The following is an 18,129-nucleotide window of genomic DNA, read 5'->3' on the forward strand; positions in this document are numbered from 1 at the left end:
ATCAGTCCCCGATCCCCAGCGCTCTCCGAGCGGATGCTCAGAAGTAGTCGCCCGCCGTGAAGTGGCGGATGCCGTCCACGCGGGCCTCGCGGCGCAGCGGCCGGATCATCCCGGTGCGGTCGTCCTGCCGCACGGCCGCCGGAGCGAAAGCGCGGACGGCGCGCTCCTCGGCGGCGAGCGCGGGGACGGCCAGCTCGCAGGTGCGGACGCCTGCCGCGGCCCAGTCCGCGGCCACCGCGTCCAGCACGGCGCGACCCACCGCGGCCGGATCGGCCGCCGAAGGGTCGGTCGCGCTCTCGTGCAGCAGGCCGACACCGTCGCGCACCTCGGCCACCGCATAGCCGACCGTGGCGTGCGCCGCCTCGAGCCGGTACAGGGTCGTGCCCCGCAGCCGCACCTCCGCCATCGTCCAGTCGCGGTCGCTGCGCACCGGAGCGAGCACGACCTCACCCGTGCGGGAGCGCTCGTAGACCTCGCGGACCGGACCGAGGACACCGAGGCCCACGGACTCGCGCGTGATCGAGACCGGCTCCCCGGCCGTCGCCGACGCGGTCCACGGCCCGGCCATCGTGCGGGGCATCGAGAAGGTCGTGAAGCCGCTCGACCGGTACACGTCGGGGGTTCCGGTGAACAGCAGGGCCCAGTCGGCGTCACCCGCAGCGTCCAGGGTGGCGGCCACGAGCCGGCGGGCCAGCCCCCGACCGCGAGCCCGCTCGGCGACCGCCACACTGCCGATCGCGTGCACCTGCGCCACACCGCCATCCGTCTCCCGCAGGCGCTTCGGCAGTCCGTAGATCGACCCGCACACGCCGTCTTCGTCCTCCGCGACGAGGGTGTGGCTGAGCCGCGCGTCGTCCACGAGCCACTGGTCGGGTGCGAGGGGCGGCGTGAAGGCGGCCGCCCAGAGCGCCGCGAGGGCGGACTGATCCTCCGCGCGCGCCGACCGCACGACCACGACGCTCATGCCATCGAAGCGAGCTGGGCGCGGTCGACGGCGTGTTCGAGGGGATCCCCCGCGGCGAAGGCGTCGAGCTCGTCCGCGACGATCCGCCCCTGCCGCAGCCGGCCCTCCCTGGTCCCGGCCGCGCGGTGCGGAGTGAGCAGCACGCGCGGTGCCGATCGGAAGGGACTGCCGGCGGGCAGGGGCTCTTCGTCGAACACGTCGATCGCGGCGCTCAACCGTCGGCGGCGCAGCTCGGCGAGCAGGGCCGCCTCGTCGACGAGCCACGAGCGCGCCGTGTTCACCAGACCCGCGCCGTCCGGCATCAAGGCGAGTTCCCGCGCACCGATCAGGTGATGCGTCTCCGGCAGGGTCGGGGCATGCACCGCGACGATCTGCGCGCGACGGAGCGCCTCATCGAGCGCCACGAGCTCCGCCCCGAGGGACGCCGCCTCGGCCGCGTCGAGGGTGGGGTCGACGAGCAGCGGCTGGGCGCCGAGCGCCCTCAGTAGGTCGAGGTACGCGCGCCCGGTCCGGGAGGCGCCGATGACCGCGATGGGCGCGCCGAGGATCTCGTGCTGCACCCCGACGGCCTCCGCGTCCCACCAGCCGTCACCGGCGCGCAGCGCGTCGTGCATCTCCGGCACCCGGTGCAGCAGGGCGAGCGTGAAGGTCAGCGACACCTCCGCCACCGACCGGGCCATCCCCGCGCCGGCCTGCGTCACCCGCACACCCCGGTCGAACAGCGCGTCGGTCGCGAACGGCTTGATCGTGGCCCCGGTGTGCGCGATGAGCTCGAGCTTCGGGAGGGTGGCGAGGACCGCGTGGTCGAAAGGACCCACGCCCCAGCTCGTCACCACGACGCGCGCCTCGTCGAGCACCGCATCCGCGAGCCGGTCCACCCGCACGAACGTCCCGCCGAGCCGCGCCGCGACGGCCTCCAGGCGGGCCGCATCGTCGGGCGAGAAGAACTCGGCGAACAGCTCGGCGGAGACGACCGCGACCACGGTCGGAGCGCTCGTGCCGAAGGTCATCGCAGCCAGGCCTCGAGGTTCTCGGCGATGAACGCGTCGTCGTTGAGCTCCGGGTACGCCCGCCGGACGCGGGCGATCTCCTCCGCCTGTCCCGGGGAGAGGCCCTCGGCCGGGTCGAGGCACCAGATGCCCTCGAGAAGCCCCTGCTGGCGGAGCATCTCGTGCACCCCGGCGATGACGCCGTGGAAGTCGTTGCCCGGGTCGAACACGGCCTGGTTCACGTCCACCATGTCCGAGGCACGGCGTCCCACCTCGCGGTAGGCCTCCGCGTCGCCCGCGAGGGACCGGTGGACCCGCTCCAGCAGCGCGACCGCCGCGTGCGTGCCGACCGCCCACTGGCCCAGCAGCCCGCCGACGAACCGCAGGGTGCGGCGTCCGGACGGGGAGTCCACGTGGAACTCGGAGAGCAGATCGGCGACGATCGCGTCGTCGTTGCCCGTGTACAGCGCGATCTCGTCGGCGCGGCCCGAGGCGGCCACGCCCCGCACGAGCTCCAGCGTGCGGTAGCGGTCGAAGGGCGCCGCCTTCACCGCGACGACGGACGGGATCGCGGCGAACTCGCGCCAGAACTCGCGGTCGAGCACCGGTCCGCCGATCGCGGTCTGCAGGTAGAAGCCGACCAGCGGCAGCACCTCGCCGACGGCGCGGGCGCGGTCGAGCAGGGCACGCTCGTCCGCACCCGCGACGCGGGGACTGACCAGCACGGCGTCGTAGCCGAGGGAACGCGCGAGCTCCGCCTCGGCGACCGCCTGCGCGGTGTCGCCCGCCACTCCGGCGATGCGCACGAGGGTCGCGTCGTCGCGGGCGTCCATCTCCTCCGCGGCCAGCGCGAGCACCGGCTCGAAGAGCGCGTGGTCGGGGTCGCGGATCTCGAACTGCGTCGTGTGCACGCCGACGGCGAGACCGCCGGCCCCGGCGTCGAGGTAGTAGCGGGACAGCGCCCGCTGCCGCCGCTCGTCGAGCGTGCGCTCTGCGGTGAGGGCGAGCGGATGGGCCGGGATCACGGCGCCGCGGGCCAAGGTCGCAGCGGCCTCAGGGCGCAGCGACGGCACGGTCGCCGTCCGCGCAGCGGCGTCGGTCATCAGAACTTCCCGTCCCGCACGGCCCACTTGGTGGGCTTGGCGATCATCGGCAGCCCGTCGCGGATCCAGCCGGCCTGCATGCGGATCAGCTCCTCGGCGGAGACGGACGGGTAGCCGAACAGGGCCATGCAGCGGCGCGCGTCGCTGAGCAGCGCGGTCGGCTGCGGCTCGTCGACGATCTCGACCTCTTGCTCGAACAGTTCGCCGAAGCGGTGGGCGATCGAGGAGACGCTGAGCAGCTCCGGTCCGGTGAGGTTGATGACGAAGGGGTCGGTGGAGGCGTGTACGAGGCTCCGCAGCACGACCTCGTTCGCGTAGCCCTGCCAGATCACGTTGACGTTGGCGGTGGCGACGGACACCGGCTCCCCCGCGTGCACGGCGCTGCCGATGTCGGCGAGCACCCCGTAGCGGAGGTCGACGGCGTAGTTCAGACGGATGATCGCGACCTTCGTGCCGCGCTCCTGCGCCCCGAACTCGAACACGCGCTCCCGCCCGAGGCAGGACTGCGCGTACTCGCCGATCGGCGCGGGCGTGGTCTCCTCGGCGGCGCCGCCCGAGGCGGCGGGGACGAACGGGTAGACGTTCCCGGTGGAGAGCACCGAGATCGCGCTGTCCCGGTACCGGCGGGCGATGCGGTCGGGCAGAGCCGCGTTGACCTCCCACGCCCAGGAGGCGTTGGTCGCGGCACCGAACTTCGCGCCCACCATGAACACCACGTTCGGGGCATCGGGGAGACCGGAGAGGTCGTCGTTCTCGATGAGGTCGAACGGCACGACGCGGACCCCCGCGGCCTCGAGGCGCTCGCGGATGGCGGCATCGCCGAAGCGGGAGACCGCGTACACCGCGTCATCGGTGCGACCGGCGGCGTCCAGGCCGCGCCGGGCGAGCATCGCCAGGGTCGGGCCCATCTTGCCGCCGGCGCCGAGGATCACGAGGTCTCCGGAGCCCTGGGCGAGGTCGGCCACGAGCCCGTCGCTCGGGGTGGCCAGCGCCTCCTCGAGCTCGGCCTCGGAGGCGAATGCGTACTGCGTCATGGTCGTGCGTTTCCCTTCTTCTCAGCCCTTGATCCCGGTGCCGGTGACGCCCTCCTGCACGTACCGCTGAGCGATGAGGTACGCGAGGAAGATCGGCAGCAGCGCCACGACGGAGCCGGCGAGCATGGTGCTGAGCGGCACATCCTGCTGCTGCAGCGACGAGATGCCCACGGTGAGGGTGAACATCGAGTTGGACTTGGCGATGATGAGCGGCCAGAGGAAGTCGTTCCAGTGCCAGAGGAAGACGAAGATCCCGAGCGTCGCGAGGATCGGCTTGCACAGCGGCAGGACGATCCGCAGGAAGATGCGGAACTCGCCGGCGCCGTCGATGCGGGCGGCCTCGAAGAGCTCGTCGGGAAGGCCCTGGATGAACTGGCGCATGAGGAAGACGGCCTGCGCGTTCGCGAGCGTCGGCAGGATGAGGCCCCAGTAGGTGTCGATGCCGCCGAGGTTCGCCATGAGGATGAACGTCGGGATCAGCGTCACGTGGAACGGCACCATGACCATCGCCAGGAACGACCAGAACATGACCTCCTTGCCGCGGAAGCGCTTCTTGGCGAAGGCGTAGCCGGCGAGCGCGGAGAGGAACAGCACGGCCACGACCGACACGAGCGAGTAGACGAGCGTGTTGAACAGCCAGACGAGGATGTTCTGTCCGCCGAGCACCTGCTCGTACGCCTCGAAGGAGATGTCGTTCCAGGGGATCAGCGAGCCGGGCAGCTCGACGACCATGCCCGGCTTCAGGCTCAGCACGACCATCGCGTAGAAGGGGAAGAAGCTGAGGATGCCGGCGAGACTCAGCCAGATCCAGCGGACGGCGACCCCCCAGCCGGTCGGCTCGAGCGCGCGGAACGAGCGGCGCTTGCGCGCGGCGGGACGCGTCGCGGGCGGGGTCGTCTGCGTCGGCGGCTGCAGGAGGGCGGTCATTTCTGCTTTCCGATCACGAGGCGCTGGATGAGGGCGACCACGAGGGTCATGATGAACAGGGCCACGCCGACCGCGGCGGCGTAGCCGTAGTCGAAGTAGCGGAAGCCCTGGTCGTAGAGCATGTAGACGAGCGAGTAGCTGGCGTTCGCCGGGCCGCCCTGGGTCATCACGTAGATGACGTCGAAGACCTGGAAGGCGGCGGTCGTCTCGATCACCGCGAGGAAGAAGAAGGTCGGGCGCAGGTGCGGGAGGATGATCCACCGGAAGCGCTGCCAGGCGTTCGCGCCGTCGACCAGCGCCGCCTCCTCCAGCTCGCGCGGCACGTCCTGCAGCGCGGCGATGAGGATCATCATCCCGTAGCCGAACCGCGACCAGACGCCGACGACGACGATCGCGGGGATCACGAGCACGGTGCTGCCGAGCCAGGAGCCGCCGAGGCCGAGCGGGGTCATCAGCGCGGACCACGGGCCGTTGGCGGAGAAGATCCAGACGAAGATCGAGCCGGCCAGCACGAGCGAGGTGATGACGGGGAGGAAGAAGATCGAGCGGAAGAACCGGGCGCCGCGGAAGGCCCGTCGCACGCCGAGGGCCATGATGGTCGACAGCACGAGCGCGATCGGCACCGCGAAGACCGTGTAGATGAGGGTGGTCCCCAGCGCGCGCCAGAACAGCGGGTCGGCGACGAGGCGCTGGAAGTGGTCGAGGCCGCGCCAGGCGATCTCGCCGGAGATGTCGTAGTCGAAGAAGCTCAGCGCCACACCCGCGATGCTCGGGCCGAAGCGGAAGGCGATGAACAGCAGGAAGGCGGGGAGCACGAACAGGAACGCGACGCGCGCTTCCCGTCGGGCGAGCACCCTGGCGACCCGTCCTGCGGGCTTCGGCGCCGTGGTGGCCGTCGTCATTGTCGATTCCTCACGTGGGGGGCGGAGAGAGGGGGCGTGCGGCGGGTACCCGCACGCCCCCGGGGTGTCACTTCTGCAGCAGCGGGGCTGCGGCGGCCGCGGCGTCCTTCAGGGCGTCGGCCGGGGACTTCTGGCCGAGCAGGGCGGCCTGGATCTCCGGCGAGAGCACGCCCATGAGCGCACGGGAGCTGGCGTCGAGCTCGCCCACCGTGGTGTCGGGGACGTACTTCTCGACCTCGCCGAGGAGCGGGTCGTCGGCGTACAGCGGCTCGGTGGTGCTGAGCGCGGAGAAGTATCCGGCGGCCTTGAGGTACGGCTCGACGACGTCGGCGCCGGTCGCGAACTCGGCGAACGCCGCCGCGGCCTCGGGGGCCTTCGAGCCCTTGAGCACGGACAGCGAGCCGACGGTGCCGTAGGCCACGGACTCCTTGTCGGTCAGCGGTGCGAGGACCGTGACGTTCTCCTCGCCCCAGAACGGCGCCACCTCGGTCACGGCGTTGTTCCAGGTGCAGGCGACCTTGCCCTGGGCGATGGCGGTCTGCTCCAGCGGGACGTTGGTCGTGAGCGCCTCCGGGTCGAGCGCGCCCGCGTCGGCCAGGTCGGTCAGGAAGGTGAGGGCCTCTTCACCGGCCTTGCTGTCGAAGCCGACCTCGCCGTCCTCGGTGTAGACCTCGCCGCCGGCCTGCCACAGCAGCGGGTAGTAGGTGAGGTTGAGGGTGTTCTCGGCCGACGCCGGGTAGTTGAGGGCGTACATGCCCTTGTCGACGAACGCCGGGGCCATCTCGGCGATGTCGTCCCAGGTCTCCGGGTACTCGGTCACGCCGGCGGCCTCGAACGCGGCCGCATTGCAGATGAGGGGCTGCGCGCTGGTGAGGATCGGGGCACCGAGGATGTCGCCGCCGAGCGTGACCGACTCCTTGACGTTGGGGAGCAGGTCGCCCTGGCGCTCCTCGCTGAGCAGGTCGTTCAGCGGCGCGATCGACTTCTGGTACGCCGCGAGCTGGTCGGGGATGAGGTAGACGACGTCCGGTCCCTTGCCGGCGGCGATCGCCGTCTGCAGGGCCTCGTCGCGGTTCGCCCACGGGAAGATCTCGTACTTCACGTTGACGTTCTCGTTCTCCTTCTCGAACGCCTCGATGGTCGAGTCCCAGAAGTCCTTGTGCACCGCCTCGTCGGCGATGACGGGGTAGAGCCAGACCGTGATGTCCTGCTCGCCCTCTGCGGTGTTGCCTCCGCCGGCCGAACATCCGGCCAACAGGGTGGCGGCCGCGACTCCCGCGACGACGCCGGTGATCTTGCTGACGCGCATGGTGCTCCTTTGCGTAAACCGTGCTGAGTACGGTTCATTATGACATTGGCTTTGGATAATTCGTCAAGCTCAAGTTCCCAGAGCCGTGTTTCAGCCGTGTTTCTCGGCGGTGAACAACAATCCCCGATCTGAGAATCGGGTGTGCTAATTTGATCGCACCAACGGCGGAGACGAAGGAGGGACCCGATGGGCGCGATCAGTCCGCTCTCGATCGTGGCGCGGTCCGCACTCCGGCTGCGCGACGCCGGACCGGCGACCGTCAGCGACCTCTCCCGTTCGCTCGAGGTCTCCCGCACCTCCGTCGAGAACGCCGTGACGGTGCTCTCCGACTCCGGTCTGCTCGTCGACGCCCCCGCGCAGATCGGCGGCGGCGCGGGGCGCCCGGCCCGCCGCTACTCCTTCCACGCCGCTGCCGGCGTGGTGGCGGGCGTGGACATCGGCGTCGCGAGCGTGCGGGTCGTCGTCGCGGACCTCGCGGGCGTGGTCATCGCCCAGCGGGCGTTCGCCGGCGTCGCCGAACAGCCGGACGGACCGGCCAAGCTCGCCGCGGTCATCGAGGACGTTCGGCGCACGCTCGACGCGCTTCCCGTGCCGCGGACGCCCCTCCGCGCGATCGGCGTCTCGCTGCCGGGCATCGTCGACGATGCCGGCCGCGTGACCACATCCGTCGTGATCCCGGAGTGGTCCGGCATCGACATCGGCTCGCAGCTGCGTCAGGCGTTCGGCTGCCCCGTGGCCGTCGACAACGGTGTGCGGCTCGCGGCCGTCGCGGAGCACCATCTCGGCGTCGCGCAGCTCGTCGACGACGTCATCTACCTGTCGGTCGGCAACCGCATCGCCATGGGCCTCATCCTCGGCGGCCGCCCGCGGCGCGGCATCCACAACGCGGCGGGAGACATCGGCCGCCTCGCGTTCCGTGGCCTCAACACCGAGACAGGGCAGATCTCCTGGCGCACCGCCCCGACCGCCGCCGAGGTGTTCGCCCTCGCGCGCAGCGGGGAGCAGGCCGCCCGGGAGGAGCTCGACGGCTTCATCGATGAACTCGCCCACGGGATCGCGACCCTGATCATGACGGTCGACCCCGCCATGGTCGTGATCGGCGGCGGACTCTCGGCCGCGCACGAGCAGCTGCTCGACCCCCTGCGCGCCGCCCTGCCCGGCCACCTCGGACTGCCGTTCCAGGTGCCCGTCGCGGAAGCGCGGCTGGGAGCGGAAGCCGCCGCCCACGGCGCCGTCGTGCACGCGTTCCAGCGGCATCCGGGCGACATCTACGGCATCGAGGACATGCCCGCCCCACCGATCACCCCGCTGCCGCACGACGCCGCGGCCGGCGACGACCCCGAGGAGAAGCAGTGAGCACGTTGAAGGTCGGACTCATCGGCGCGGGCGGGATCTCCCGCGTGCACGCCGACGCCTGGCGGGCGCTCGGCGTGCAGGGCTTCGTCACCTCGAAGGAGGGCGCGGAGGAGATCGCCGCGGAATACGGGTTCGAGGTCGTGGGTGACGTCGATGCGCTCCTGGAGCAGGTCGACGTCGTCGACATCGTCACCCCCAGCAGCACGCACGCCGACTTCGCCCTGCGGGCCATCGCCCGCGGGCTCGACGTGATCTGTGAGAAGCCGCTCGCCGCGACCGCGGAGGCCGCCGCCGAGGTGACCGCCGCCGCAGCCACCGCGGGCGTGCGACTGTTCCCCGCGCACGTCGTCCGGTACATGGGGGAGTACGCCCGGATCAAGGCCGGCATCGACGCCGGGCAGATCGGCACCCCCGCCGTGCAGCGCTTCCGTCGCCTCGGCGCCGCACCCCAGGCCCCCTGGTTCTTCTCGGAGCGCGCCGGGGGCGGAGTCATCCGCGACCTCATGATCCACGACATCGATCAGGCGCTGTGGTTCGCCGGCCCGGTCGACAGCGTCTACGCCGTGCAGAACCCGCCGACGGTCGACGACCGCGTGCCGGCCCCGGTCACGGCGCACGTCGTGCTCACCCATCGCAACGGGGTCATCAGCCACGTGCACGCGAGCTGGGTGCAGCCCGGCATGCCGTTCCGCACGAGCGTCGAGGTCGCCGGTTCCGAGGGGCGCCTGCGCTACGACAGCGCCGAAGACCACACACTGCGCACCGATGCCGTGCTCACCGAGGGCGCGACCGACTACCTCCCCCCGATGTCGCCCGAGGAGAGCCCGTACTACGCGGAGATCGCCGACTTCGTGGCCGCCATCGCCGAGGGGCGCGACGCCGCCGTGACCCCGGAGGACGGGATCCAGGCGGTCGCGGTGGCTGAGGCCGCCTACGCCTCGATCGCGTCCGGAGCCCCGGTCGCCCTGTCCGCTTCGTCCCCCGCCGTCGCCGAGGAGGCCTCCCGATGACCGCTCCCCGCCCGCTGCGGATCGCCGTCCTGTCGTTCGCTCACACGCACGCCCTCAGCTACGTGCACGCGCTGCAGCAGATGCCGGACGTCGAGCTGATCGCCGCCGACCCCGATGGCGCCTCCGCCCCGGACGACGCTCCGCGCGGCGCCGCCCTGGCCACGGAACTCGGGGTGGCGTATGTGGAGACCTACGAGGATGCCTTCGCCTGGGGTCCGGACGCGGTCGTCGTGGCCGCGGAGAACTCCCGTCACCGCGCCCTCGTCGAGCAGGCCGCCGCCGCGGGCGTGCACGTGCTGTGCGAGAAGCCGCTGGCGACGACCGTCGAGGATGCGATCGCGATGCGCGACGCCTGTGACCGCGCGGGTGTTTACCTGATGGTCGCGTACCCGGTGCGCTTCTCGCCCGCCGTGCGCGATGCCGTCGCCGAGCTGCGCAGCGGACGCCTCGGGGCGGTCCTCGGCGTCACCGGCATCAACAACGGCAAGCTGCCGCAGGACCGGGCGTGGTTCACCGACCCCGAGCTCGCCGGCGGCGGTGCCCTGGTCGACCACGTCGTGCACTGCGCCGACCTCCTCGACGAGCTCCTCGGAGAGCGGGCGCAGACCGTCCGCGCGGTATCGAACAGCATCCTGCACGGGGAGCGCGACCTCGCGGTCGAGACCGGAGGTCTCGTGACGATCCAGTACCCGAGCGGCGTGGTCGCCACGATCGACTGCTCGTGGAGCTGGCCGCTGAGCTCGCCGACCTGGGGCGGCCTCACCCTCGAGGTCGTGGCCGAGCGCGGAACCGTGACGGTGAGCCCCTTCGCGAAGGGCGTCGCCGGGCACGATGCCCACGGCGAGACCTGGACCCCGGTCGGGGCCGACCTCGACGCCCTGCTGCTCGAGGAGTTCGTGCAGGCCGTGCGTGCGGGCCGTCAGCCCCAGCCCGACGCCGGTGTCGGCATCCGGACCGTCGAGATCGTGAAGGCCGCCCAGGCGTCCGCCTCCCGCGCCGGCACCCCCGTCCCCCTCTAGCCCGCGCCCCCGTCTCCCTCCCCCTGGTCCCCCGCGCACCTCCCGGGATCAAAAAAGCCCCCATCTCGGCCTCCCCAGGCCCGTTTCCCGTCCCGCACCCCTGCGCCCGCGCCGCGCTCCCACGGTGCGGGATCAAAAGAGCGCCTCCCCGGCCTACCCGCGGCCCGTTTTCCGTCCCGCGTGGACGGCGCGTGCGGGGGCGCCCGGGCATGAAACCGGCGCGGCGGGCGTTGCACCGGAAGCCGCAGCGACACGGAGGAGACATCATGCGCATCGACCTCGCCGGGAAGACCGCCCTCGTCACGGGTTCCACCCAGGGCATCGGACTCGCCATCGCCACGACTCTGGCCGACGCGGGAGCACGAGTCGCGGTCAACGGCCGGAACCCCGAGACCGTGTCGTCGGTGATCGCGACCCTGCAGGAGGAGAATCCGGACCGGAACCTCGTCCCGGCGCCGGGCGACGTCACCACGGAGGACGGCGCCGCTGCGGTCCTCGCGGCCACCGGAGATGTGGACATCCTCGTCAACAACCTCGGCATCTTCGGGGCGACCCCGGCGCTCGACATCTCCGACGACGAGTGGCGCCGGTATTTCGACGTGAACGTGCTCGCCGCCGTCCGACTCATCCGCGCCACGCTGCCCGGCATGAAGGAGCGCGGCTGGGGTCGGGTGCTCGACATCGCCAGCGACTCCGCGGTCGTGATCCCCGCGGAGATGATCCACTACGGGATGTCGAAGACCGCGCTGCTCGCGGTGTCCCGGGGCTTCGCGAAGGAGGCGGCAGGCACCGGCGTGACGGTGAACTCGGTGCTCGCGGGCCCGACCCACACCGGCGGCGTGGAGGACTTCGTGTACTCGCTCGTGGATCCGCAGCTGCCGTGGGAGGAGGCACAGCGGGAGTTCATGCGCATCCACCGCCCCCAGTCGCTGCTGCAGCGGCTCATCGAGCCGGAGGAGATCGCGAACATGGTCGCGTACCTCGCGTCCCCGCTCGCCTCGGCGACGACGGGCGCCGCCGTCCGCGTCGACGGCGGGTACATCGACGCGATCGTCCCCTGACCCTTCGAATCGCGCACCTGGCGGCATCTCCGGCCGGAAGGGGGCCGTTCGGGCGATTCGAAACAGGGGGGTAAGCTGGCCCCCGGAGAAGCACGGAAAGGTGGTGATGGCGATGTCCGACGATAGTAACGACGCCGCCCTCGCTGCGTCGCGCCTCCCCGCACACACGCGTTGAGCTCCCGCTCCGCGTCCGTGCCTCTCGCCTCGCAGTCATCGGCGGCGTCTCCCGCCCCCTGACGAACCCGCACGCCAGACCCGCTCGTCTGCGTGCGCCTGCGAGAACGGAGCCGCATCATGGCGCTCATCGACAACGGCGTGTACGTCCACGGACGTCGCGTGGAGACCCCGAAGAACCTGGACGAGACCTACCGGATGCTGGATGCCGCCGGCGGGATCGCGTGGATCGGTCTGTATCGGCCGAGTCCCGAGGAGGTCGCGTCCGTCGCCCGGGAGTTCGACCTGCATCCCCTCGCCGTCGAAGACGCGCTCTCCGGGCATCAGCGCTCGAAGGTGGAGCGCTACGGCGACACCCTCTTCGCCGTGCTGCGTCCCGCGCGGTACCGCGACAAGGAGGAGTCGATCGAATTCGGTGAGCTGCACCTGTTCATCGGCCCCGACTTCGTGGTGACGATCCGCCACGCGGAGTCGCCGAACCTCGCCGCGGTCCGCCGCCGGATGGAGGCGAACCCGGAGCTGCTCGCGATGGGTCCGGAGGCGGTCTTCTACGCGATCCTCGACGAGGTCGTGGACGAGTACGAGCCCGTCGTCGCGGGCCTGGAGAACGACATCGACGAGATCGAGGACCAGCTCTTCGGCGACAGCGACGACGACGCCCTCTCCCGCCGCATCTACGAGCTCTCCCGCGAGGTGATCAACTTCCAGCGTGCCGTGCACCCCTTGAGCGGCATGCTGGAGTGGCTGCGTCGCGGGTCGGAGAAGTACCGCATCGACGAGGAGTTGCAGCGCTCCCTCCGCGACGTGCTCGACCACACGATCCGCGTGAACGAGCGCGTCGACTCGTTCCGCGCGATCCTGGAGAACGCCCTCACGGTGCAGTCGGCGCTCGTCGCCCGGCGTCATTCGGAAGCCGGGCTCGCGCAGAACGACGAGATCAAGAAGATCTCCTCGTGGGCGGCCATCATCTTCGCGCCTACCCTCGTCGGCACCGTCTACGGCATGAACTTCGACGTGATGCCGGAGCTGCACTGGGCGTTCGGCTACCCGATGGCGATCGGGGCGATGGCGGCGTTCGCGGTCGGACTCTACGGCGTCTTCAAGTACAAGAAGTGGCTCTGACACACCGGCCGGCAAACACACGTCCTCGATAGACCCAGCGACGTCAGGGGAGAGATGCGGGAGACTGGAGACATGATCGCAACCCTGCTGTCCCGCATCGTCGAGAGTGGCCTCCTCGAAGACCCCGTCGCCGAGAACGGCCTCGTGTACGGGCGCGCGAGCCTGGAGGCGGCCGGCACCGTCGTGAACGTGAACGTCGACCCCGAGGTGGAGGAGGACGAGGACGAAGAGGACGGGGATCCGGACGCTCTCGTCGCGGCTGTCGCGCGGGTCTTGTCGATGAGCGAGAAGCGCTGGCGGGCGATCGTCGAGGAGGTCGCGGTCGACATCGAGGATGCGGTCGATGAGGAGCCGGTGGCAGAGCAGACCGACCTGCGCGACGACCTGGAGGCCACCTCGGTGGTCGTCTTCGCGGATGCCGTCCTCCTTGCCTTCGTGGCCCCGAAACAGTTCCCGGAGTCGCGGATCCTCGTGCAGCTCGACGAGACGCTCGAAGTGGAAGGCATCGAGGTCCGCGAGCCCGACGGGACCGAAGTCATCGACGTCGACACGCTCGACGAGCTCCTCGATCTGATCAGCCGCCGGGACCGGGACTGACACCACCGCACGCACACACCGCGCGTCGACCACCGTGCGGGCACGACGGATAAGCTCTGAGGCGTGCCGATCGCCCCCTCCGCCTCCCCCGCCACCGCCGCCGACGACCTGCGCCGCCTCGCCGCCGCGCTCCGCGACCCCGCACCGCTGAACTGGGTCATCACCGGCGACTCGATCACCCACGGCCTGGTGCACACCCAGGGCGGGCGCAGCTATCAGGAGCACCTCCACGAGTTGATCAGGGGCGAGCTCGAGCGCGTCAGGGACATCGTGCTGAACACCGCGATCAGCGGCAACCGGATCGTCGACATCCTCGACGACTGGGAGCGTCGGGTGGCCGGCTGGCAGCCGGACGTGGTCACCCTCATGGTCGGCACCAACGACGCCTCGGACGGCGGGCCGCGCCCGGTGATCTCGCCGGATGACTACGCCGCCTCCCTGCACGACTTCGTGCGCCGGGTGCGCGGGCTCGGCGCCATCCCGGTGTTGCAGACGCCGCCCGTCATCGACGTCCGCAATGCCCCGGAGCGGGCGAGGATCGCCGACTTCGCCGACGCGGTCCGTCGGGTCGCGGTCGCGGAGGATGTGATCCTCGTCGACCAGTACGCGCACTTCGTGGAGCTGGGGAACGGCGGGATGGCCTGGGGGCTCATGAACGACCCCTTCCATCCCGGTGCCGCCGGCCACGCCGCTCTGGCCTTGGAGCTCGCCCGTGTCCTCGGCATCACTCCGGAGGGCCCGCGTGCGCGCACGGTCGGGCTCCTCGACGGCATGGTCGGCACAGCCCGCCTCTTCGGCTGAGCGACCGGGATTCACCCTCCCCGGGTGACCGCTCTGGACGGCGGTGACACCCCAGCGCTAGGTTGAGCGCATTCACACTCGACAGTGAGGTGGGGGCATGTCGCACGTCGTCGCAACCGGGGCCGGCAAGGCCATGATGGAACGTCGGAACGATCCGACGCACGAGTACATCCTGAAGCTCACCGGCAAGGAGCGACCACGGGTCCTGTTCGTCGGCACCGCGACCGGCGACGACGCCGCCTACATCGTGAGCTTCTACTCGACGTATGACGCGGACCGCTGCGCGCCGCACCACCTGCCGCTCTTCCATCGGGCGGTCGACGACCTGGCCGGGTTCGTGAAGGGCTTCGACGTCATCCACGTCGGCGGCGGCAACACCGCGAACATGCTCGACGTCTGGAAGCGCCAGGGCCTCGACGAGATCATGCGCGAGATGTGGGAGGACCCCGACTCGAACGTCGTCTTCACCGGAGGCAGCGCGGGCGGCATCTGCTGGTTCGAGGGTGGCACCACCGACAGCTACGGCCCCACCCTGCAGGTGCTCCCGGAAGGCCTCGGCTTCTTGCACGGCAGCTTCTGCCCGCACTACGACGCCGAGGACCAGCGGCGGCCGCTCTTCCATGCCTCGCTCCTCAGCGGCGAGCTCTCGACCGGCTACGCGGTGGGCAACCTCCAGTCGCTGCACTTCGAGAACAGCGAGTTCGTCACGGCGATCAGTCCGGTCGATGACCCGCTGGCGCTCCGGGTGGAAGCGGTCGACGGGACCATCGTCGAGACCGAGCTGCCGGTCCAGGTCCTCACCGGATCCGCGCCGGTCGTGAAGGGGCCGTCGTCGTGAACGACAGCGTCTGGATCCTCGTCGCCGAGCTCATCGTCGTCGTCCTGGCGATCTTCATGGGCACCCGCACGAGCGGGATCGGCCTGGGCGTGTGGGGTCTCGTCGGCGTCGCGGTGCTCGTGTTCGTGTTCGGGGAGGCCCCGGGCAACGCCCCCGTCGACGCGGTGTTCATCGTCATCACGGTGATCACCGCGGCCTCGACCATGCAGGCCGCCGGCGGCATCGACTGGATGGTGTCGGTGGCCGCGAAGGTCATCCGCAAACGCCCGAAGTCCGTCGTCTTCCTCGCACCGGCGATGTCGTTCCTCTTCACGGTCGGCGCGGGAACCGGCAACATCTTCTACCCGCTGCTGCCCGTGATCTACGACGTCTCCTACCAGCAGAAGATCCGGCCGGAGCGGGCGCTGTCGGTCTCGGCCGTCGCCTCCCAGGTCGGCATCCTGTGCTCCCCGGTCTCCGCCGCCACGGCATCGATGGTCGTGCTGCTCGCACCGCAGGGCGTCGATCTCGGCGGTCTCCTCCTCATCATGTGGCCGGCCTCCATCGCGGGCCTCCTCGTCGCCGCCCTGGTCATGATGCGCCACGGCAAGGACCTCGACGACGACCCGGAGTATCGGAAGCGCTTGGCGGACGGGCAGATCAAGCCGCCCGTGGCCGACGCGCACGAGAGCAAACTCCCGTCGACCGCTGTGCTCTCCGCCTCGCTGTTCCTCGCGGGTGTCGCGGTGATCGTGTTCTTCGGCCTGTTCGAGAACCTGCGTCCGGTCATCGGGACCGACGACAACGGGGACCCCGTGCGCCTGAGCGTCACCGTGATCATCGAGGTCACGATGGGCATCATCGCGGCGCTGATCTTCGTGTTCTGCAAGGTGAAGGCCGCCGACGTGCCGAAGCAGCCGACGTTCCCCGCCGGCATCGTCGGCGCCATCGCGCTGTTCGGCATCGCCTGGCTCGCCAACACGTTCGTCGCCGCCAACCAGACCCTCATCGTCGACGGGCTGGGCGCGGTGGTCTCCGGGTCGTCGGCCTTCCTCGGCGCTCTTCTCTTCGCACTGGCGCTGTTCGCCGTCGCCATGCTCACGACCAGCCAATCGAGCGCCACGAATGCGATCGTCCCGATCGGCATCACGATCGGCCTGCCCGCCTCGCTGCTGGTCGGACTCTGGCCGGCGGCGATGGGCATCTACACGCTGCCCGCCAACGGCAGCCAGGTGGCCACGGTCGCGTTCGACCAGACCGGCACGACGAAGATGGGCAAGTTCGTCTTCGACCACTCCTTCCAGCTGCCGAACCTCGTCTACGTCGGCACGGCCATCGTCGTCGGAGTGGCGCTGTCGTTCCTGTTCTCGTGATATGACCGACGTCGTCGACCGGTCGGCGCTGCGCCAGTTCCTCCTGGGGCTGGCGCAGGGCATGAACGCCTCGGCGGAGTCGGTCGACCGCATCCGCGACACCATCGCCGAGGTCGCCACGGCGTCCGGCGGGGACGACACCGACTTCGTCGTCCTCCCGACGATCATCATCGTGGAGACGGGGGACGCGGAGGAGGAGCGGGTCGCCATCCGGTCCGCCACGAACGCCTCGTTCCGCTTCGACCAGATCGCCGCGCTGTACGACCTGATCGCGCAGGCCAGAACCGGCGCGGTCGCTCCCTTGGACGGTATCCGACGGCTCAACGAGATCGGCGCGATGCGTCCGCGGCTCGGCTGGTTCACCCGGACACTCGGGCACGCCATCCTCACGACGGGTCTCGCGCTCCTCCTCGCGCCCACCTGGCAGGGGGCGCTCGTCGCCTTCGTCCTCGGGTTCGGTATCGGCCTGCTGAAGCTGATCCGTTCGCCCACACTGCAGCTCATCATGCCCATCGCCGCCGCCTTCGTCTGCGCAGCGGCCGTGTTCCTCCTCGCGGAGGTCATCGAGATCGGCGACCCGATCCGTCTGCTCATCGCGCCCCTCGTCACGTTCCTCCCCGGCGGCGTGCTCACCACGGCGACCGTCGAGCTGGCGGCCGGACAGATGATCTCCGGCGCCTCTCGGCTCATCTACGGGTTCGTGCAGCTCGCGCTCCTCGCGTTCGGCATCCTCGCCGCGGGCGCGGTGGTCGGAGTGTCCTCCGCCTCGTACGAGCCGCTCGACGTGTCCTCTTTCCTGCCCTGGTGGGTGCCTCTGCTCGGCATCCTCGTGTTCGCGCTCGGCAATTACCTGCACTTCTCGGCGCCCCCGTCGACCTTCGGATGGGTGCTGCTCGCGCTGGTCGTCGCGTACGTCGGCCAGTGGGCGGGGACGGAGTTCATCGATCCGGCGGTGGGCGGCTTCATCGGCGCGGTCGCCGTCACCCCCGTCGTGTTCTGGATCGCCGGACTCCGCCACGGAGCGCCCTCGCAGCTCACGTTCCTCCCGGCCTTCTGGCTGCTGGTGCCGGGAGCGGCCGGCCTGGTCGGGCTCACCGAGGCGTTCGCGACCGACAACGGCCTCGCCGACTTCACCGCCGCCCTGGTCTCGGTGATGTCGATCGCCCTCGGAGTGCTCATCGGCACAGCGCTCTACCGCGTCGTGCACCACGGCGCGGCGGAGTTCGTCCAGTTCGCCGTCGCCCCGCCGCGCGCGGAGGATGAGGAGCCGCCGCCGACTCTCTGGCACCGCCTGGCCGCTCCGCTGCGCCGCCTGCGTCGCTAGCGATAGACCTCGCGACCGTGGCCGGCGTGCACGACGACGACCGTCAGGATCCCGTCCTCGATCCGGTAGAGCACCCGGTAGTCGTCCGTCCGCACCCGCCACTCCGGTCGGCCGGTGAGCTTGCGTGCCGCGGGGGGCCGTGGGTCTTCGGAGAGGAGCTCGATGACGGCCTCGATACGTCGCCTCGCCTCGGGAGGGAGCTTGCGGATCGCCCGCACGGCGACAGGCAGGACCTGGACGCGGAAAG

General features: G+C 70.8%; 18 protein-coding genes. 10 read left to right on the plus strand and 8 right to left on the minus strand.

What is annotated here, in order from left to right:
- Positions 1–37 precede the first annotated feature (37 nt).
- From CYL12_RS11735 to CYL12_RS11765, 7 genes are all read right to left on the minus strand, one after another.
- A complete protein-coding gene (locus tag CYL12_RS11735) occupies positions 38–964 on the minus strand; it encodes a GNAT family N-acetyltransferase (protein ID WP_101847760.1) in 927 nt (308 codons plus the stop codon).
- On the minus strand, positions 961–1,974 hold the full coding sequence (locus tag CYL12_RS11740) for a hydroxyacid dehydrogenase (protein WP_101847761.1): 1,014 nt from the start codon (positions 1,972–1,974) through the stop codon (positions 961–963). The genes CYL12_RS11735 and CYL12_RS11740 overlap by 4 nt, the downstream gene beginning before the upstream one ends.
- Positions 1,971–3,056, minus strand: a complete 1,086-nt coding sequence (locus CYL12_RS11745; protein WP_101847762.1) for a dihydrodipicolinate synthase family protein — start codon at positions 3,054–3,056, stop codon at positions 1,971–1,973. The genes CYL12_RS11740 and CYL12_RS11745 overlap by 4 nt, the downstream gene beginning before the upstream one ends.
- Complete coding sequence (locus CYL12_RS11750) at positions 3,056–4,090, minus strand: NAD-dependent epimerase/dehydratase family protein (protein WP_101847763.1); 1,035 nt, start codon at positions 4,088–4,090, stop codon at positions 3,056–3,058. The genes CYL12_RS11745 and CYL12_RS11750 overlap by 1 nt, the downstream gene beginning before the upstream one ends.
- 21 nt (positions 4,091–4,111) lie before the next feature.
- Complete coding sequence (locus tag CYL12_RS11755; RefSeq protein WP_101847764.1) at positions 4,112–5,017, minus strand: carbohydrate ABC transporter permease; 906 nt, start codon at positions 5,015–5,017, stop codon at positions 4,112–4,114.
- Positions 5,014–5,919, minus strand: coding sequence for a carbohydrate ABC transporter permease (locus CYL12_RS11760; RefSeq protein WP_101847765.1), 906 nt, complete (start codon positions 5,917–5,919; stop codon positions 5,014–5,016). The genes CYL12_RS11755 and CYL12_RS11760 overlap by 4 nt, the downstream gene beginning before the upstream one ends.
- Before the next feature lie 67 nt (positions 5,920–5,986).
- Positions 5,987–7,228, minus strand: a complete 1,242-nt coding sequence (locus tag CYL12_RS11765) for an ABC transporter substrate-binding protein (protein WP_101847766.1) — start codon at positions 7,226–7,228, stop codon at positions 5,987–5,989.
- A 186-nt stretch (positions 7,229–7,414) separates the two neighbouring features.
- Between CYL12_RS11765 and CYL12_RS11770 the strand changes: the two genes are divergently transcribed.
- The 10 genes from CYL12_RS11770 (at position 7,415) to CYL12_RS11815 (ending at position 17,882) form a co-directional block, all read left to right on the plus strand.
- Complete coding sequence (locus CYL12_RS11770) at positions 7,415–8,584, plus strand: ROK family transcriptional regulator (RefSeq protein WP_101847767.1); 1,170 nt, start codon at positions 7,415–7,417, stop codon at positions 8,582–8,584.
- On the plus strand, positions 8,581–9,594 hold the full coding sequence (locus CYL12_RS11775; RefSeq protein ID WP_101847768.1) for a Gfo/Idh/MocA family protein: 1,014 nt from the start codon (positions 8,581–8,583) through the stop codon (positions 9,592–9,594). The genes CYL12_RS11770 and CYL12_RS11775 overlap by 4 nt, the downstream gene beginning before the upstream one ends.
- Positions 9,591–10,613, plus strand: a complete 1,023-nt coding sequence (locus tag CYL12_RS11780) for a Gfo/Idh/MocA family protein (protein WP_101847769.1) — start codon at positions 9,591–9,593, stop codon at positions 10,611–10,613. The genes CYL12_RS11775 and CYL12_RS11780 overlap by 4 nt, the downstream gene beginning before the upstream one ends.
- 266 nt (positions 10,614–10,879) lie before the next feature.
- Positions 10,880–11,674 (plus strand): SDR family NAD(P)-dependent oxidoreductase, encoded by a 795-nt coding sequence (locus CYL12_RS11785; RefSeq protein WP_101847770.1) that lies wholly within the window; start codon positions 10,880–10,882, stop codon positions 11,672–11,674.
- 294 nt (positions 11,675–11,968) lie between these two features.
- Positions 11,969–12,970 carry a magnesium/cobalt transporter CorA gene (corA, locus tag CYL12_RS11790; RefSeq protein WP_101847771.1) on the plus strand — a complete coding sequence of 334 codons (1,002 nt, stop codon included), beginning with the start codon at positions 11,969–11,971 and terminating at the stop codon, positions 12,968–12,970.
- 72 nt (positions 12,971–13,042) lie between these two features.
- On the plus strand, positions 13,043–13,567 hold the full coding sequence (locus CYL12_RS11795; protein WP_101847772.1) for a cytochrome C5: 525 nt from the start codon (positions 13,043–13,045) through the stop codon (positions 13,565–13,567).
- Between the two features lie 63 nt (positions 13,568–13,630).
- Positions 13,631–14,368, plus strand: a complete 738-nt coding sequence (locus tag CYL12_RS11800) for an SGNH/GDSL hydrolase family protein (protein WP_101847773.1) — start codon at positions 13,631–13,633, stop codon at positions 14,366–14,368.
- Positions 14,369–14,465: 97 nt separating this feature from the next.
- Entirely contained in the window at positions 14,466–15,206 is a 741-nt protein-coding gene (locus CYL12_RS11805) for a Type 1 glutamine amidotransferase-like domain-containing protein (protein WP_101847774.1), read from the plus strand.
- Complete coding sequence (locus CYL12_RS11810; RefSeq protein WP_101847775.1) at positions 15,203–16,558, plus strand: anaerobic C4-dicarboxylate transporter family protein; 1,356 nt, start codon at positions 15,203–15,205, stop codon at positions 16,556–16,558. The genes CYL12_RS11805 and CYL12_RS11810 overlap by 4 nt, the downstream gene beginning before the upstream one ends.
- 1 nt (position 16,559) lies before the next feature.
- Positions 16,560–17,882 carry a threonine/serine exporter family protein gene (locus CYL12_RS11815; protein ID WP_101847776.1) on the plus strand — a complete coding sequence of 441 codons (1,323 nt, stop codon included), beginning with the start codon at positions 16,560–16,562 and terminating at the stop codon, positions 17,880–17,882.
- On the opposite strand, the gene CYL12_RS11820 is transcribed toward CYL12_RS11815, so the two are convergent.
- The gene (locus tag CYL12_RS11820) at positions 17,879–18,100 is read right to left on the minus strand and encodes a type II toxin-antitoxin system RelE family toxin (RefSeq protein ID WP_233486727.1); all 222 of its coding nucleotides are present in this window, start codon (positions 18,098–18,100) and stop codon (positions 17,879–17,881) included. The genes CYL12_RS11815 and CYL12_RS11820 overlap by 4 nt on opposite strands.
- Positions 18,101–18,129 lie beyond the last annotated feature (29 nt).

It is taken from the genome of Zhihengliuella sp. ISTPL4 (assembly GCF_002848265.1).
GTDB lineage: Bacteria > Actinomycetota > Actinomycetes > Actinomycetales > Microbacteriaceae > Microbacterium.